This is a genomic window from Oceanobacillus sp. CAU 1775 (genome assembly GCF_054482815.1).
This window is the reverse complement of sequence record NZ_JBTLRO010000002.1, coordinates 202,747-215,588: the sequence shown is the minus strand read 5'-3', so window position 1 is coordinate 215,588 and position 12,842 is coordinate 202,747. Positions and strand designations below refer to the sequence as shown.

At 34.0% G+C, this 12,842-nt stretch carries 17 protein-coding genes and 1 other RNA gene; 3 read left to right on the top strand and 15 right to left on the bottom strand.

From position 1 onward, the window contains the following. Positions 1 to 62 precede the first annotated feature (62 nt). The 9 genes from ACXYMZ_RS04345 to ACXYMZ_RS04305 form a co-directional block, all read right to left on the bottom strand. A complete protein-coding gene (locus ACXYMZ_RS04345) occupies positions 63 to 269 on the bottom strand; it encodes a DUF6501 family protein (protein WP_458947131.1) in 207 nt (68 codons plus the stop codon). A 41-nt stretch (positions 270 to 310) separates the two neighbouring features. Then, entirely contained in the window at positions 311 to 1,273 is a 963-nt protein-coding gene (msrA, locus tag ACXYMZ_RS04340) for a peptide-methionine (S)-S-oxide reductase MsrA (RefSeq protein ID WP_458947130.1), read from the bottom strand. A gap of 84 nt (positions 1,274 to 1,357) precedes the next feature. After that, entirely contained in the window at positions 1,358 to 1,771 is a 414-nt protein-coding gene (vrrA, locus tag ACXYMZ_RS04335; RefSeq protein WP_458947129.1) for a VrrA/YqfQ family protein, read from the bottom strand. A gap of 258 nt (positions 1,772 to 2,029) precedes the next feature. Then, complete coding sequence (locus ACXYMZ_RS04330) at positions 2,030 to 2,242, bottom strand: YozE family protein (protein WP_458947128.1); 213 nt, start codon at positions 2,240 to 2,242, stop codon at positions 2,030 to 2,032. A 36-nt stretch (positions 2,243 to 2,278) separates the two neighbouring features. Next, on the bottom strand, positions 2,279 to 3,037 hold the full coding sequence (tatC, locus tag ACXYMZ_RS04325; protein WP_458947127.1) for a twin-arginine translocase subunit TatC: 759 nt from the start codon (positions 3,035 to 3,037) through the stop codon (positions 2,279 to 2,281). 182 nt (positions 3,038 to 3,219) lie between these two features. Further along, the gene (tatA, locus tag ACXYMZ_RS04320; RefSeq protein WP_458947126.1) at positions 3,220 to 3,390 is read right to left on the bottom strand and encodes a twin-arginine translocase TatA/TatE family subunit; all 171 of its coding nucleotides are present in this window, start codon (positions 3,388 to 3,390) and stop codon (positions 3,220 to 3,222) included. Between the two features lie 15 nt (positions 3,391 to 3,405). Next, entirely contained in the window at positions 3,406 to 3,609 is a 204-nt protein-coding gene (gene tatA, locus ACXYMZ_RS04315) for a twin-arginine translocase TatA/TatE family subunit (protein WP_458947125.1), read from the bottom strand. An 83-nt stretch (positions 3,610 to 3,692) separates the two neighbouring features. Continuing rightward, positions 3,693 to 4,193, bottom strand: a complete 501-nt coding sequence (locus tag ACXYMZ_RS04310; protein WP_458947124.1) for a dihydrofolate reductase — start codon at positions 4,191 to 4,193, stop codon at positions 3,693 to 3,695. A gap of 12 nt (positions 4,194 to 4,205) precedes the next feature. Beyond that, a complete protein-coding gene (locus ACXYMZ_RS04305) occupies positions 4,206 to 5,162 on the bottom strand; it encodes a thymidylate synthase (RefSeq protein ID WP_458947123.1) in 957 nt (318 codons plus the stop codon). A 358-nt stretch (positions 5,163 to 5,520) separates the two neighbouring features. Between ACXYMZ_RS04305 and ACXYMZ_RS04300 the strand changes: the two genes are divergently transcribed. The 3 genes from ACXYMZ_RS04300 (at position 5,521) to ACXYMZ_RS04290 (ending at position 7,890) form a co-directional block, all read left to right on the top strand. Beyond that, on the top strand, positions 5,521 to 5,664 hold the full coding sequence (locus tag ACXYMZ_RS04300) for a cytochrome c oxidase subunit 2A (RefSeq protein WP_458947122.1): 144 nt from the start codon (positions 5,521 to 5,523) through the stop codon (positions 5,662 to 5,664). Between the two features lie 22 nt (positions 5,665 to 5,686). Then, entirely contained in the window at positions 5,687 to 6,190 is a 504-nt protein-coding gene (locus tag ACXYMZ_RS04295; protein WP_458947121.1) for a cupredoxin domain-containing protein, read from the top strand. A gap of 89 nt (positions 6,191 to 6,279) precedes the next feature. After that, complete coding sequence (locus ACXYMZ_RS04290; protein ID WP_458947491.1) at positions 6,280 to 7,890, top strand: b(o/a)3-type cytochrome-c oxidase subunit 1; 1,611 nt, start codon at positions 6,280 to 6,282, stop codon at positions 7,888 to 7,890. Positions 7,891 to 8,065: 175 nt separating this feature from the next. Here the strand turns inward: ACXYMZ_RS04290 and ACXYMZ_RS04285 are convergent, their stop codons facing one another. The 6 genes from ACXYMZ_RS04285 to rnpB form a co-directional block, all read right to left on the bottom strand. Further along, positions 8,066 to 8,809, bottom strand: coding sequence for a hypothetical protein (locus ACXYMZ_RS04285; RefSeq protein ID WP_458947120.1), 744 nt, complete (start codon positions 8,807 to 8,809; stop codon positions 8,066 to 8,068). Next, positions 8,799 to 9,299: an RNA polymerase sigma factor gene (locus ACXYMZ_RS04280; RefSeq protein WP_458947119.1), complete on the bottom strand. Its 501-nt coding sequence runs from the start codon at positions 9,297 to 9,299 to the stop codon at positions 8,799 to 8,801. Before ACXYMZ_RS04280 ends, ACXYMZ_RS04285 begins: the two co-directional genes overlap by 11 nt. Positions 9,300 to 9,459: 160 nt before the next feature. Then, positions 9,460 to 9,912, bottom strand: coding sequence for a GNAT family N-acetyltransferase (locus tag ACXYMZ_RS04275; protein WP_458947118.1), 453 nt, complete (start codon positions 9,910 to 9,912; stop codon positions 9,460 to 9,462). 34 nt (positions 9,913 to 9,946) lie between these two features. Then, entirely contained in the window at positions 9,947 to 10,690 is a 744-nt protein-coding gene (locus tag ACXYMZ_RS04270; RefSeq protein WP_458947117.1) for an amidohydrolase family protein, read from the bottom strand. A 396-nt stretch (positions 10,691 to 11,086) separates the two neighbouring features. Next, positions 11,087 to 12,217 carry a THUMP domain-containing class I SAM-dependent RNA methyltransferase gene (locus tag ACXYMZ_RS04265; protein WP_458947116.1) on the bottom strand — a complete coding sequence of 377 codons (1,131 nt, stop codon included), beginning with the start codon at positions 12,215 to 12,217 and terminating at the stop codon, positions 11,087 to 11,089. 201 nt (positions 12,218 to 12,418) lie between these two features. Then, positions 12,419 to 12,800: RNase P RNA component class B (gene rnpB, locus ACXYMZ_RS04260), an RNA gene on the bottom strand. Positions 12,801 to 12,842 lie beyond the last annotated feature (42 nt).

The following is a 12,842-nucleotide window of genomic DNA, read 5'->3' as shown; positions in this document are numbered from 1 at the left end:
TAAAAAAAGCGTCAGAGCTCATGTTACTAACATAAGCCTGACGCTTTTTATTATACTTTGATTTATCTAACTTCTTTAAAGTATTCTTTTAGAAAACCACCTACACGGTTGCTATTATCGACTATAAAATAAAACTCATCTGTTTCATTAATTACGTCATAAACCTTACCGCTAGTTAGCTTAGTATCAACTTGGAACTTTTTAGCGTTTGTGTGTATACATTCAATTTGTTTTAATGCTTTTTTATTTTCCCAATCTAAGTGAATCATCTTTTACTCCTTTAGTTTACATAATATAGTTATCGCAAACCCTATTCATTGAACAAATACAGATATCTGCCATAGCCTTCTTCTTCCATTTTATCTTTAGGAACAAATCGCATCGCTGCAGAGTTCATACAGTACCTTAGTCCGCCAGCTTCTACTGGACCATCTTCAAATACATGTCCTAAATGAGAGTTTGCTGTTTTACTTCTAATTTCTGTTCGAACCATTCCATGGGTTGTATCCGTTTTTGCGACCATTTCATAACTATCGATGGGTTTTGTAAAACTTGGCCATCCACAGCCAGCATCGTACTGATCAAGTGACGCGAATAGTGCTTTTCCAGAAATGATATCAACATAAATTCCATCATTGAAGTTATTCCAATATTCGTTGTCATATGGTCTTTCTGTACCGTTTTCTTGAGTTACATGAAATTGAATAGGTGTTAATTTTTGTTTTAGTTCATTTTTGTCAATTGGCATTTTCCATGTATCGTTAATGAAGTCTTCACGTCCAGACCCCTTCTTATATAAGCGATAATGGAAGGATTGCTTCTTATAATAGTCCTGATGTGGTTCTTCAGCATTATAAAAGGCTTTTGCTGGACGAATTTCCGTTACAACAGGTTTGTTAAACTTACCACTTTCATCGAGTTGCTTTCTAGATTTTTCTGCAATGTTTTTTTGTTCTTCGTTATGATAAAAGATTGCCGTTTTATATGATTCTCCTCGGTCATTGAATTGCCCACCTGGATCTGTAGGGTCAATTTGCTGCCAAAATGTATTTACTAGTTCCTCATAAGACATTTTGTTCGGATCAAATGTAATTTGCACGGCTTCTAAATGGCCAGTTGTGTTCGTGCTTACTTCTTCATAAGTTGGATTTGGAAGGTCTCCTCCTGTGTAACCAGAAACTACTTTCTCAATTCCTGGGCGAGTATCAAATGGTTCTACCATGCACCAGAAACAGCCACCTGCAAATGTTGCTAATTCAAATTCGTTTGACATGAATACATTCCTCCAGTGCTATCATTGATACTCTCTATTTTTCCGTTTTTTAAGTAAAAAAGCAAGTTTACAGCATTAAAAAGATTAAATATATAATTTAGGAAGTGATATTCCGTCTCTTTTAGGATTACTTAATGATACCGTATCAACTGTTGTTTCACTTTTTACATCTTCAACTTTCTCTACATCGGCTTCTGTTTCATCATTGATTTCCTTGAAAGCTTTAACCATTTTATACATGGCAGGTAAATTTTTAATCATTGGTCCATACTCTTGGATGATAGGAGATGTAGTTTCAACAACTCTAAGAAATTGCTGCGTGTATCCTAGAATATTATTTAATCCATTTATCCCTTTATTAATAGTTCCTTTATTAACCATGCTTAAACCAACAGTTTTAGGAAGCTGTTGTTGTTGCGGATGTATAAAGGGGCTTCGTTGATTAAACATTGGAAATGGTTCTCTTATCGGAGGAGTCGCTTGTCTTCTTCCAAACATTTTACACCCTACTTTCATAATAAATTACTTATGATATGTGTCCTGTATCATTGTACGGAAGTCGAGATGTTTTAGTGTAGGCAATTTCATTATTTCCCGGGCAAGCGCAGGAATCAACAGAATCCCCCTTCCTCATACAATTAGATGTAAATAAATCTATGAATATTGTCGAAATTCCCTCAAAATAATTCAAACAAACGTTTGATTGGATTATTCCGCATAAGAAAAGGACTGGATAAAGCTAGCCAGCCCCCTTACCTACTTACCTTCATAAAGATTCCAAATCTCATCGAAAACGACAAGAGCGTTGGTAAATGGACTATTCCACTCTAAGTAATCGCTTATCTCATTATAATCATTTGTATGCTTCGGGTATTCATGATCATAGAAGGCCCAGTCAGCAAGTTTGGATTTATCATCTGGTATTTTCTTACCTCTAAAGGTCATTAGATGTTGATAAAAAGTTTTCATTGCTACACCCCGAAAAAATGTCTTTTATAAAATTTATTAATCTGAACTACTCTCCATAAATTCTTCATGCTTTTTCAGTTTCTTTTTATATACGACTTTCGATAATTGAATACTAATTTCATAAAGTATTATGAGAGGAACTGCTACAACTAATTGTAATACAAAGTCAGGTGGTGTAATTAAAACACCTACAACAATTAATCCAAAATAAGCATATTTTCTATTTTTAATCATGAAGTCAGGTGTAAGCACTCCTAAGCTCGTCAAGAACATAGCGATAATTGGCAGTTCGAACAAGAGTGCAAACGGTATCGTAACTCTAAATAAGAACTTAAAATAACGATCTACCGTAAACATGATGTTGAACATGTCATCATTCAATGATAATAAAAATGGCATAATCAACTTAACGAATAAAATATAACCAAAAATCAGTCCAAAAATAAATAATATAAAAATAGCTGGGATGTATCCAATCGTTGCTTTTCTTTCATGGGGCATTAAACCTGGTTTAACAAAAGCCCACACTTGATAGGTTAGAACGGGTATTGTACCTACGATAGCAACCAATCCAGCCATTGAAAAGTATATCCAGATAATTTCAGTAGGACTAATAGCAGTTAATACCAAGTCAATATCATTAACAAAAAACCAATAAATATCTTTTATATATACGAATCCTACAATAAAAAATCCTATAAAGATAACTGCTGTGATGATTAACCTATTCCTTAATTCCGTCAGATGATCTCCAAGATTCATATCTTTTTCTTCTATTTGATTACTTTCTGCCATTTAGTGCACCTCTCTAGGTTTCAAATGCAATTGAAATGATAAATTAAAATATAGCGCCATTTATTCCATAGTAATGGGCAGTTAACCCCACTACGGTAAATATTGTTTAGTGGATTTTAACTGCCCGTAAGTTGTTCGTTTCGTTAATTAATAATATTGGTGTACATACTAGACGAAATGGATTACTTTTTCTCTGAGTCATCTTCATTCGATAAATTGCTTGTAGCTTTTTTGAATTCTCTTAAAGAATGCCCAACAGCTTTACCAATTTCAGGTAACTTATTTGGCCCGAAAACAATTAAAGCAACGATCAATATTAAAATTAACCCTGGAATACCAATATTGCTAAACATAATCAATCACTCCGTCTATTTCGTTTCGTCCTTAATAATCGACTTTACTTCGTCTACTTCATCCGTTACACTGCTCGTCAACGATTTTGTAGACTTTTTAAACTCACGAAGAGTGTCTCCTGCAGCTTTTCCAATCTCAGGAAGTTTATTTGGTCCAAAAACAATTAAAGCCACTATTAATATAAGTATTAAGCCTGGAAAACCAATGCTTGCAAGCATGTTAAATCATCTCCAAAGAAAAATTTTAAAACAAATTATACTACACTCTAGTATATAGTATCATGAATAACTCTACAAGTAAGTTAGGCTATCATTTTGCGGTCATAGACAAGATAATAATAATCATAAGGGTTCTCTTCATTTTTCAATCCTTTTGTTTTGGATGTTAATGTCCAATCCTCATCTATGGAAAAGTCAGGAAAATAAACATCTCCTGTAAAGTTAAAGTCAATCCAAGTAATATAGAGACGATCTGCAAAAGTGATTGCTTGATTAAATATGTCTCCCCCACCGATAATAAAATATTCCTTATCTGGATTAGAAGCTTTCCATTCTTGTACTACATTCAAATCCCTGATAACTTCAACTTCTTCAGGAAACTCTTGGTCACTTCTCGTTAAAACGACATGATGTCTTTTAGGTAAAACTCTACCAATAGATTCAAATGTTTTTCTACCCATTATAATAGTATTTCCAATTGTTTTCTCTTTGAAGTATTGTAAGTCCTCAGGTAAATGCCATGGTAAATCATTATTTGAACCAATGACTCGGTTGCGGTCCATTGCTACTAATAAAGAAATCATTTATATACCCTCCTATACAGCGATAGGTGCTTTAATCGCTGGGTGTGGATTATAGTCGACAATTTTGAAATCTGATAGTTCAAAATCAAATATGGATTGTTTCTCCATATTTAATTCTAGTTTTGGTAATTCACGTACATCTCTTTGAAGTTGGGTTTTAATTTGCTCCACATGGTTGGAATAAATATGAGCATCGCCAAAAGTATGAACGAATTCTCCAACCTCCAACCCACATTCATGTGCAATTAGATGTGTTAATAAAGCATAACTAGCTATATTAAATGGTACACCTAGAAATATATCTGCGCTGCGCTGATAAAGCTGACAAGAGAGTTTTCCATCTGCTACATAGAACTGGAAAAGTGTATGACAAGGCGGCAAAGCCATTGATGGAACGTCTTCTGGATTCCACGCTGAAACAATATGTCGACGTGAATCCGGATTATGTTTAATCGAATGAATCACATCTTTTATTTGGTCGATGGTTTCTCCATTTTTTGTTTCCCAATGTCTCCATTGTTTTCCGTAAACAAACCCTAAATCCCCAAATTTCTCTGCAAATTCATTATCCGATAAAATATTCTCTTTAAAAATATTCATTTGTTCTTGATATTCCTTTTTAAAGGATTCATCCTCTAAGCTGCGGATACCAAAGTTTGTCATATCTGGTCCTGTATAACTATCACTCTTAATCCATCGTTCGAAAGCCCATTCATTCCAAATATTATTATTATTTTCAAGAAGATACTTTATATTTGTATCCCCTTTTAAAAACCACAGTAATTCCGATGCAATTAATCGGAAGTTTACTTTTTTGGTAGTTAATAGAGGAAACCCTTCCTTTAAATCAAAACGCATTTGATGACCGAAAATAGAATAAGTCCCCGTCCCTGTTCGATCTCCCTTTTCAAACCCTATATCCAAGATTAGTTGGCATAAATCTAAATATGCTTGTTCATTTTTCGCCATATTATACACCTCATATATCCTTATCTATCTCATGTTACTAATTGTAGCATAAAATTGATTACTAGATTAAGTTCATCTAAAAATAGTTACTTTCTTTCGTCGTTTCAGAGGAAATATATGTATCTCACTTTAAAAATTAAAATTATACCATACTTTAATTAAGAAGTATTCCTAACTTGTTATTTTGTCACATAGTATTCAAATACTTTTCTAACTTAAAGGTTTGTAATGTTGATATACCAACGCTGAAAGCATATATGAACAGATTGTGAAAAATAAATGATTTCACTAATTTCTATTACCATATTGTGTATGATGAAAATATAAGTTTTATTAACTTTCTAGGAGGGATGAACACATGGTTTCCGAGAAGAAAAAAGAAGTACAACCAGATCACGATAACGAACCAAGCTTGAAAGGCACTTTGATTTCTGTCTCAATTTTAGGAGTTATTCTAGTAGTTTCATGGATTGGAGCTTTTATGCTATTCCTCTCTCGATAAAGAAAAATAGGAGTGATAAACGATGCATTTACACAAATATGAAAAGTATTGGCTTGGTGCTGGTATAGTCGGTCTAATCGCCTTCTTGCTAATCCTAGCATTCGGTGCCTTCTATCTTGGCACACACCCACAAAGCCATGGAGAATTAATTGATCCAGAAAACATCGAAGCAAATATGAACTTCCAACCAGAAAATCTTGGGCTTACTGAGGTTAGGGATGGAGAATATGTATTAAATATCGTAGCGTCTGCTTTTAACTACAATATGGGTACGGACGAAGAAGGCGCACCAGTGAAACACATCGAGATTCCAGCAGGATCTAAATTACTCGTTCAATCTACTAGTCCTGATGTGGTACACGGATTAAACTTTGCAGGTACAAATATTAACATGATGGTTGAACCTGGGTACGTTAGTAAAATGGAAGTTGAGTTAAATAATCCTGGCGAATACACGTTAGTATGTAACGAGTACTGTGGCGTCGGGCACCATTTAATGTTCGGAACTTTGGAGGTGGTTGAATAATGGCTACAGCAGCAACGAAATTATCCAAGGTATTTAAAAATACCCCAACAAAAGAACTTGTACTATCGAAGCAAGAACGTCGTCTTTATATGTCTTATATGTATGTTGCATTTATAGCTTTATTTATTGGTGGATTAATGGGATTACTTCAGACACTTGTTCGTTCTGGTGAATTCCAATTACCATGGGGAATTAATTATTATACGATTCTAACTGTACACGGTGTCATATTAGGTCTTGTGCTTACAATCTTCTTTATTATTGGTTTCCAATATGCATTGATGGGTAAAACAGTTGGAATTACGAAGAAACAATTGAAATGGGCTTGGGTAGGATTCTGGGTCATGACGATTGGTATGATTATGGCTAGTATTACTATCCTAGTTGGTAAAGCGAATGTACTATATACTTTCTATGCACCATTACAAGCGCACCCTGCTTTCTATATAGGGATTACACTCGTTGTAGTAGGTACTTGGATAGCAGCAATTGTTAATTTCCGTCAGTTCTATTTATGGAAAAAACAAAATCCAGATGAAAAGTCTCCACTGCTAGCATTTATGGTAATTGTAAATATGCTTATGTGGGTTATTGCTTCACTTGGTGTAGCTGCAGCAATGTTGGTTCAATTTATTCCTTGGTCTTTAGGATTCTCTAATACGATTAACGTTTTATTAAGTCGTACCTTATTCTGGTACTTCGGTCACCCACTTGTTTATTTCTGGTTATTACCGGCATATATGGCTTGGTACGCAATTATTCCAAAAATTATCGGTGGGAAAATCTTTAGTGATTCATTAGCAAGATTTTCATTTATCTTATTCTTATTCTTCTCAATCCCTGTTGGGTTACATCACCAGTTAACTGAACCTGGTCTTGATTCAACTTGGAAGTTTATTCAAGTAGTTTTAACATTCATGGTAGTTATTCCTAGTTTAATGACTGCATTCTCTATGTTTGCTACATTTGAAATTACTGGTCGTAAAAAAGGTTTCGGTGGATTATTTGGTTGGCTGAAGCACTTACCTTGGAAAGATGTTCGTTTCTTAGCACCATTCATAGGAATGCTTGCATTTATTCCAGGTGGAGCAGGTGGACTGATCAACGCTTCTTATCAAATCAACTCAATTGTTCATAATACAATCTGGGTAACAGGTCACTTCCACCTAACTGCTGCAACAACTGTAGTTCTTACGTTCTTTGGTATTGCGTACTGGTTAATTCCGCATTTAACTGGTCGTAAGCTAACAAAATCTATAAACCGTCTAGGTATTATTCAAACAATCACTTGGGCAGTTGGTATGATTATTATGTCTACTTCGATGCATATACAAGGCCTTACTGGTGGTCCAAGACGTTCTGATTACTCGGATTACGGCGGTACACAGCAAGCTGTAGAGTGGGGAGCATATCAAATGGCTCAAGCTGTAGGTGGGACTATCCTATTTATTGCGATTATATTAATGACATATATCTTCATTAAACTTACTTTCTTTGCACCTAAAGGTGAGGAAGAATTCCCTATTGCACAAGAGGAAGTTGATGCAGAACCAACTCCAAAATGGACAGAGAATTGGAAACTATGGATTGCAATTACAATCGTATTAATTTTATTTGCATACACTGTGCCAATCTTCGATGTTATTCAAAATGCACCTCCTGGATCAGCACCATTTAGTTGGCCAATAGGAAATACTTGATAAGAATAAATAAAGTCGGATAGTTAATTAACAATAAGAACGCTCAGAAAATCTGAGCGTTCTTTTCGTCATATCTTCTATCCTAGTTGAACGAAGCGTGTAATTTGAAGATTAGTTTATTAATCCACCATATAGCTTTTTCTACTGAGAACTTGCCTTTTATATCTTGATTAAGTTAATTAAGCTTTAAGGAAATAGAATCTGATTCTTGAGTTACAATAATATCTTGTTGTTCAGAACTTCCATCTGTATATTTTACATTTACTTTAATGGTAATGTCATCACCTATTTCTTCATGGCCATCATGAGGAATTGCAAGAGTATATTTATGTTTTTCCTGTTCATCATATTTAACTGTGTAGGTCTCCCCAATTTCTTTTATGCCTTGATATACATCCGAACCTGGCTCACGAGAAAACATGTAGATTTTTTCAGATAATAACCATTCTCTGTCTTCTTGATCTTTAGTAGTTAATATAACATCCTCTATAAACTTGCCATGGCTCATGGTATAAGTGATTGATTCGATCCCTTCCCCAGTTATATTGAACATAACATTTGTAAATATTAAGTTATATCCACTACCACTTACACCTGTCATAAGACCTATTCTATCTTCAATTGAATATTCAAAAGTAACTTTATCTGAAGAAAGTTTTGTAGTTTGTTGATTACCATCATCACTCGCCGCATAAGCTGTAATTGCAAAGTTTGCAACTTGGGGTTCTCCATTCTTATTCAGATATGGCACACTTATTATAAGAGATAAAAGGATTCCAAATGCACATGCTACCGAAATCCATCTTTTATAATTCCCTTGAACCGACTTTTTCTTTCCTATATTTTCTTTCAATCGATCTTCCATAGTCTTAGACATTTCAATAGAATTAACGGCATCTTTGATTTTCTTAAAGTCCATACTCTCTCTCCTTTCGATATCTTTCTCGAAGAAGCCCTCTTCCCCGTTGTAACCGCTTTTTCACTGCTGAAGTAGTGATGGTAAGAATTTTCGCTATTTCATCGACTTTATAACCCTCCACATAATGAAGTAACAATACAACTTTATATTTAGATGGCAATCTCATTAGATGGTCGAGTAATCCATGGTTTATATCATTTTTAGAATAAAGCTGTAAAGTATTGATATCTATATGTTTTCGAATAATATTGTACCTTCTCAAATTCTTGCAGCGATTCGTGGCAATCGTTATCAACCAAGCTTTCTCATGTTCCGAATCCTTAAAAGTTGGAGATTTTGTTAAATAAGTAATAAAAGTGTCTTGTACGACATCCTCTGCATCTTTCTCATTGCATAAAATAACAAGACAAATTCTAAATAGCATATTGCCATATGTATCAACAATTCGCTCTATGTTTAATTCATCCGACCACACTACTTGGTGCAACATTCCTCAACTCCTTTCACCATTAACACACTTGAGGATTCCAAATGGTGACTTTTTGTTGTAAAAAAATAAAGTAATAATTACTTTGACATAAAGAAATGCTTAGTTCATTAGAAAACTAAGCATTACTTTAATATTTCGGTATTCAAATATTCATTTTATTTTATAAATCTTGAGATAGGCGAATCATATCTCTACACTGGATGCCATTCTCAAAGATCTCCTCTTGGTAGTGCCTAATGAAAAAGTCTGTATCTATACCGGTTATTCTAAAACCACATTTTTGATAAAGTGCAAGCTGTCCTACGCTTGAATTTCCAGTACCGATCTCAATTGTTTTATAGCCTTTTTCTTTAGCTGTTTTAATTGCATCTATTACCAAGAGTTTCCCTATACCTTTACCGTGATGATTTTCTACAACTGCAACATTCACTATTTCTACAGTTTCAGGTCTTGTAGGAAGTAATACATAAACTCCAATCGCCTGATTATCATCTTCGGCGATATAGCAATCTCCTCTATTTAAATATTCTTCAACTATCTTTTGAGATGGATCCGCTAATAGTAACAAATCCATAGGTGGATTTTCATTTTCATTTAATAATCTAATATCCATTATGTTCTCCTCTCTAATTCTTAAAAGAGTTGAATTATTTAAAATACCATTCTAAAGCATTTTTATACAAAATTTTATCTGTAGCTTCTTCATCAAATAATTGCTGAATCAATTCAATATCTGTATATTCAAAAGGTCTTTTTGCTCTTGTAGATGGTAAATCTGTACCAAACATAAGTGCATCAGGATTTGTTTTATATATAGATTTGAGAGCATTTTCAACATTCAATTCCACACGTCCAAAACCTGTAGCTTTTACGTGGATACCTTTATCAACTAATTTCAATAAATGCGGTAATCCTTCTTCTGACAATCCTAAATGGTCAATTGAAACGGCAGGTAACTTTGTTATAATTGAGGTGATTTCAGGTAAATCTTTTGCATCAATATAAAGTTCGCTATGCCATCCTACTAAATCATAAACTCTTCTTGCAAAGTAATCGAGCTTTGATAAATCTTCTGAACCACCTCGTTTTATATTAAAACGTAATGCTTTTACTCCTTTTTCATTTAAGTTTATAATTTCTTCATCAGTCACAGTAAAAGGTAATTGCGTAACACCACAAAATGTAGAATCCATTAGGTTAAGTGCATTTAATAAATATTTTTGGTCAAATCCTTGGAATGAACCAGATACTATTGCCCCACCTAAAACATTTAAATCAGAAGTTTCATTTTTATAATCTTCTACAACATAGTTGGGAGGCAAATAACCATGGTTTTCAATGATTGGATAATTAAAATCAATAATATGAAAGTGTGCATCAAAAATTCTCATTTAGCTTCCCCTCTCTTTTCTTTAATTTATCAAACATAGTTAATAAAGAAAAACACGGTTTCTACACGTTCTGATAATTAAATCTTATAATAATAGCATTTGTTTTAAATCAAGCCTTCTACTCTGTTTAGGTTAAGAACTTTATTTCACATTCTTTGATTTACTTTAACATATAAAACCAGTTGGTCATCTAATTCGCGACCAATCCAGCATTTATCGAATAAAGCTGAAAATTAAAGTGGTGCCTCTAATTCGTATGAAAATTTATGTATTAAATAGTGGAATAAAAAATATAAAAGAAGAACACCATTCGTATGGGAATAGTGTTCCTCAATTAGTCTTTTATTCAGAATTACTCTCCGTCAACCGAACTCACTTAGTAGATATCCGACTTTTTTATTTAATTTTCTTACCAAAGTACTGATAATAATTCGTTTGGATAAAACCATTAAATAATTTACGCTTCTTCGTAGCATTCATACCATATTGTTTTTCGAACGCTTCAAATGCTGTAATAATATACACACTCCAAGAAGGATGTTCCTTCATGATCTTACCTAGGTCACGGTACATTTCTTTAACTTCTTCTAGTTCATTCATACGCTCCCCATATGGAGGGTTACTAATGATATAGCCATTATTATCTTTTAAAGTTAAATCACTCACCTGCATCTGTTTCCAGGTAATTAAATCTCCAAGACCTGCTTCAATCGCATTTTCATTTGCGATTGTTATAAGCTTATGTGAAATATCAGATCCAATAATGTTTAGTTTTTGATCGTAATTTGCAAGGTCTTCGGCTTCTGTGAGAGCTTCATCCCAATGTTTTGTTTTAATTAGCTCCCATTCTTCTGAAGCAAATTCACGATTAAAACCTGGTGCAATATTTTGGCCGATTAAAGCTGCTTCAATTAAAATTGTACCCGACCCACAAAATGGATCGATTAATGTCTCTTCTGGTTTCCAATTAGTAAGTAAAACGAGTGAAGCTGCTAATGTTTCTTTTAACGGTGCATCTCCCTGCCCTACTCGATAGCCGCGCTTATGGAGGCCAACTCCTGAAGTATCTAAAGTTAAAGTAACGATATCTTTAAGAATTGCTACTTCTACTTTGTATAGAGCGCCGGTTTCTGGCATGTTTGTAGCCATTCCATATTTTAATTTTAATCTTTCTGCGATTGATTTTTTTACGATTGCTTGGCAATCAGGTACGCTATATAATTTAGATTTTACCGATTTCCCGCTAACAGGAAATTGTCCTGTTTCAGCAATGTAATCTTCCCAATTTAATGCTTTTGTTCCTTCAAAAAGTTCATCGAAAGATTCAGCTTTAAATTGGCCTACAATTATTTTCACTCGATCTGCCGTCCGTAACCATAAATTACATCGAGGAATAGCTGATAATGGAGCATCGAAAATTACTTTTCCATTTTCGACTTGTGGATCATACCCTAGAGCCCTGACCTCGTTTGCAACAATAGATTCTATTCCCATTGCAGCAGTTGCAACAATTTTTACCTTTTGCATAACAAATAATTCCCTTCTCATCAGAATCAAAATATATCTAATTTTATCATAGCTCAACATAAAGAACAAAAGACTAGAAACTAAATGAAAATCAAGTGAAATATTAATCGTAATAAATTAAAAAACCAATGATTTCTGCTTTCTATGCAGTTTATCATAGGTTTATGTTAATGATCTAAATCAAGTAAGACCGGTTAAATACTCTATAAGCCATGTTCTGTCTTTTCGTACTGCAATCGACTGGTCTTATGTCTCGTACAAAAAGTGTAATCATCTATCTACAGACATACGTCTGTCTCTTTTTCGGTTGAATTCCCTAATCAAGAATGCCCCTACCAATATTTGGGTTGCTCACTCGTGGGGTTTACCTCGTTCCACTTGAAATGTTTCCATTCCAACTTCGTCACTGTGGCACTTTCAAGGAGTTTCTTCCATATTCAAATGAACTTAGGAATTCCTCCTGCCGTTAGCAATTATTGCTACCTTGACTTATGAATTCATCAAGCACGAACACTACAAGCATCTCAGCTTGTGTGAGCATGGACTTTCCTCTACATGAAACATGCAGCGATTACATGAGTATTTAATCATAACTTTACTATTTTAACACTTTTTTACGCTTTTA

Excerpts from the sequence above, each read along its gene's own strand:
- ACXYMZ_RS04345 (WP_458947131.1), bottom strand. The coding sequence starts at position 269 with ATGATTCACTTAGATTGGGAAAATAAAAAAGCATTAAAACAAATTGAA.
- msrA (WP_458947130.1), bottom strand. The coding sequence starts at position 1,273 with ATGTCAAACGAATTTGAATTAGCAACATTTGCAGGTGGCTGTTTCTGG.
- vrrA (WP_458947129.1), bottom strand. The coding sequence starts at position 1,771 with ATGTTTGGAAGAAGACAAGCGACTCCTCCGATAAGAGAACCATTTCCA.
- ACXYMZ_RS04330 (WP_458947128.1), bottom strand. The coding sequence starts at position 2,242 with ATGAAAACTTTTTATCAACATCTAATGACCTTTAGAGGTAAGAAAATA.
- tatC (WP_458947127.1), bottom strand. The coding sequence starts at position 3,037 with ATGGCAGAAAGTAATCAAATAGAAGAAAAAGATATGAATCTTGGAGAT.
- tatA (WP_458947126.1), bottom strand. The coding sequence starts at position 3,390 with ATGTTTAGCAATATTGGTATTCCAGGGTTAATTTTAATATTGATCGTT.
- tatA (WP_458947125.1), bottom strand. The coding sequence starts at position 3,609 with ATGCTTGCAAGCATTGGTTTTCCAGGCTTAATACTTATATTAATAGTG.
- ACXYMZ_RS04310 (WP_458947124.1), bottom strand. The coding sequence starts at position 4,193 with ATGATTTCTTTATTAGTAGCAATGGACCGCAACCGAGTCATTGGTTCA.
- ACXYMZ_RS04305 (WP_458947123.1), bottom strand. The coding sequence starts at position 5,162 with ATGGCGAAAAATGAACAAGCATATTTAGATTTATGCCAACTAATCTTG.
- ACXYMZ_RS04300 (WP_458947122.1), top strand. The coding sequence starts at position 5,521 with ATGGTTTCCGAGAAGAAAAAAGAAGTACAACCAGATCACGATAACGAA.
- ACXYMZ_RS04295 (WP_458947121.1), top strand. The coding sequence starts at position 5,687 with ATGCATTTACACAAATATGAAAAGTATTGGCTTGGTGCTGGTATAGTC.
- ACXYMZ_RS04290 (WP_458947491.1), top strand. The coding sequence starts at position 6,280 with ATGTCTTATATGTATGTTGCATTTATAGCTTTATTTATTGGTGGATTA.
- ACXYMZ_RS04285 (WP_458947120.1), bottom strand. The coding sequence starts at position 8,809 with ATGGACTTTAAGAAAATCAAAGATGCCGTTAATTCTATTGAAATGTCT.
- ACXYMZ_RS04280 (WP_458947119.1), bottom strand. The coding sequence starts at position 9,299 with ATGTTGCACCAAGTAGTGTGGTCGGATGAATTAAACATAGAGCGAATT.
- ACXYMZ_RS04275 (WP_458947118.1), bottom strand. The coding sequence starts at position 9,912 with ATGGATATTAGATTATTAAATGAAAATGAAAATCCACCTATGGATTTG.
- ACXYMZ_RS04270 (WP_458947117.1), bottom strand. The coding sequence starts at position 10,690 with ATGAGAATTTTTGATGCACACTTTCATATTATTGATTTTAATTATCCA.
- ACXYMZ_RS04265 (WP_458947116.1), bottom strand. The coding sequence starts at position 12,217 with ATGCAAAAGGTAAAAATTGTTGCAACTGCTGCAATGGGAATAGAATCT.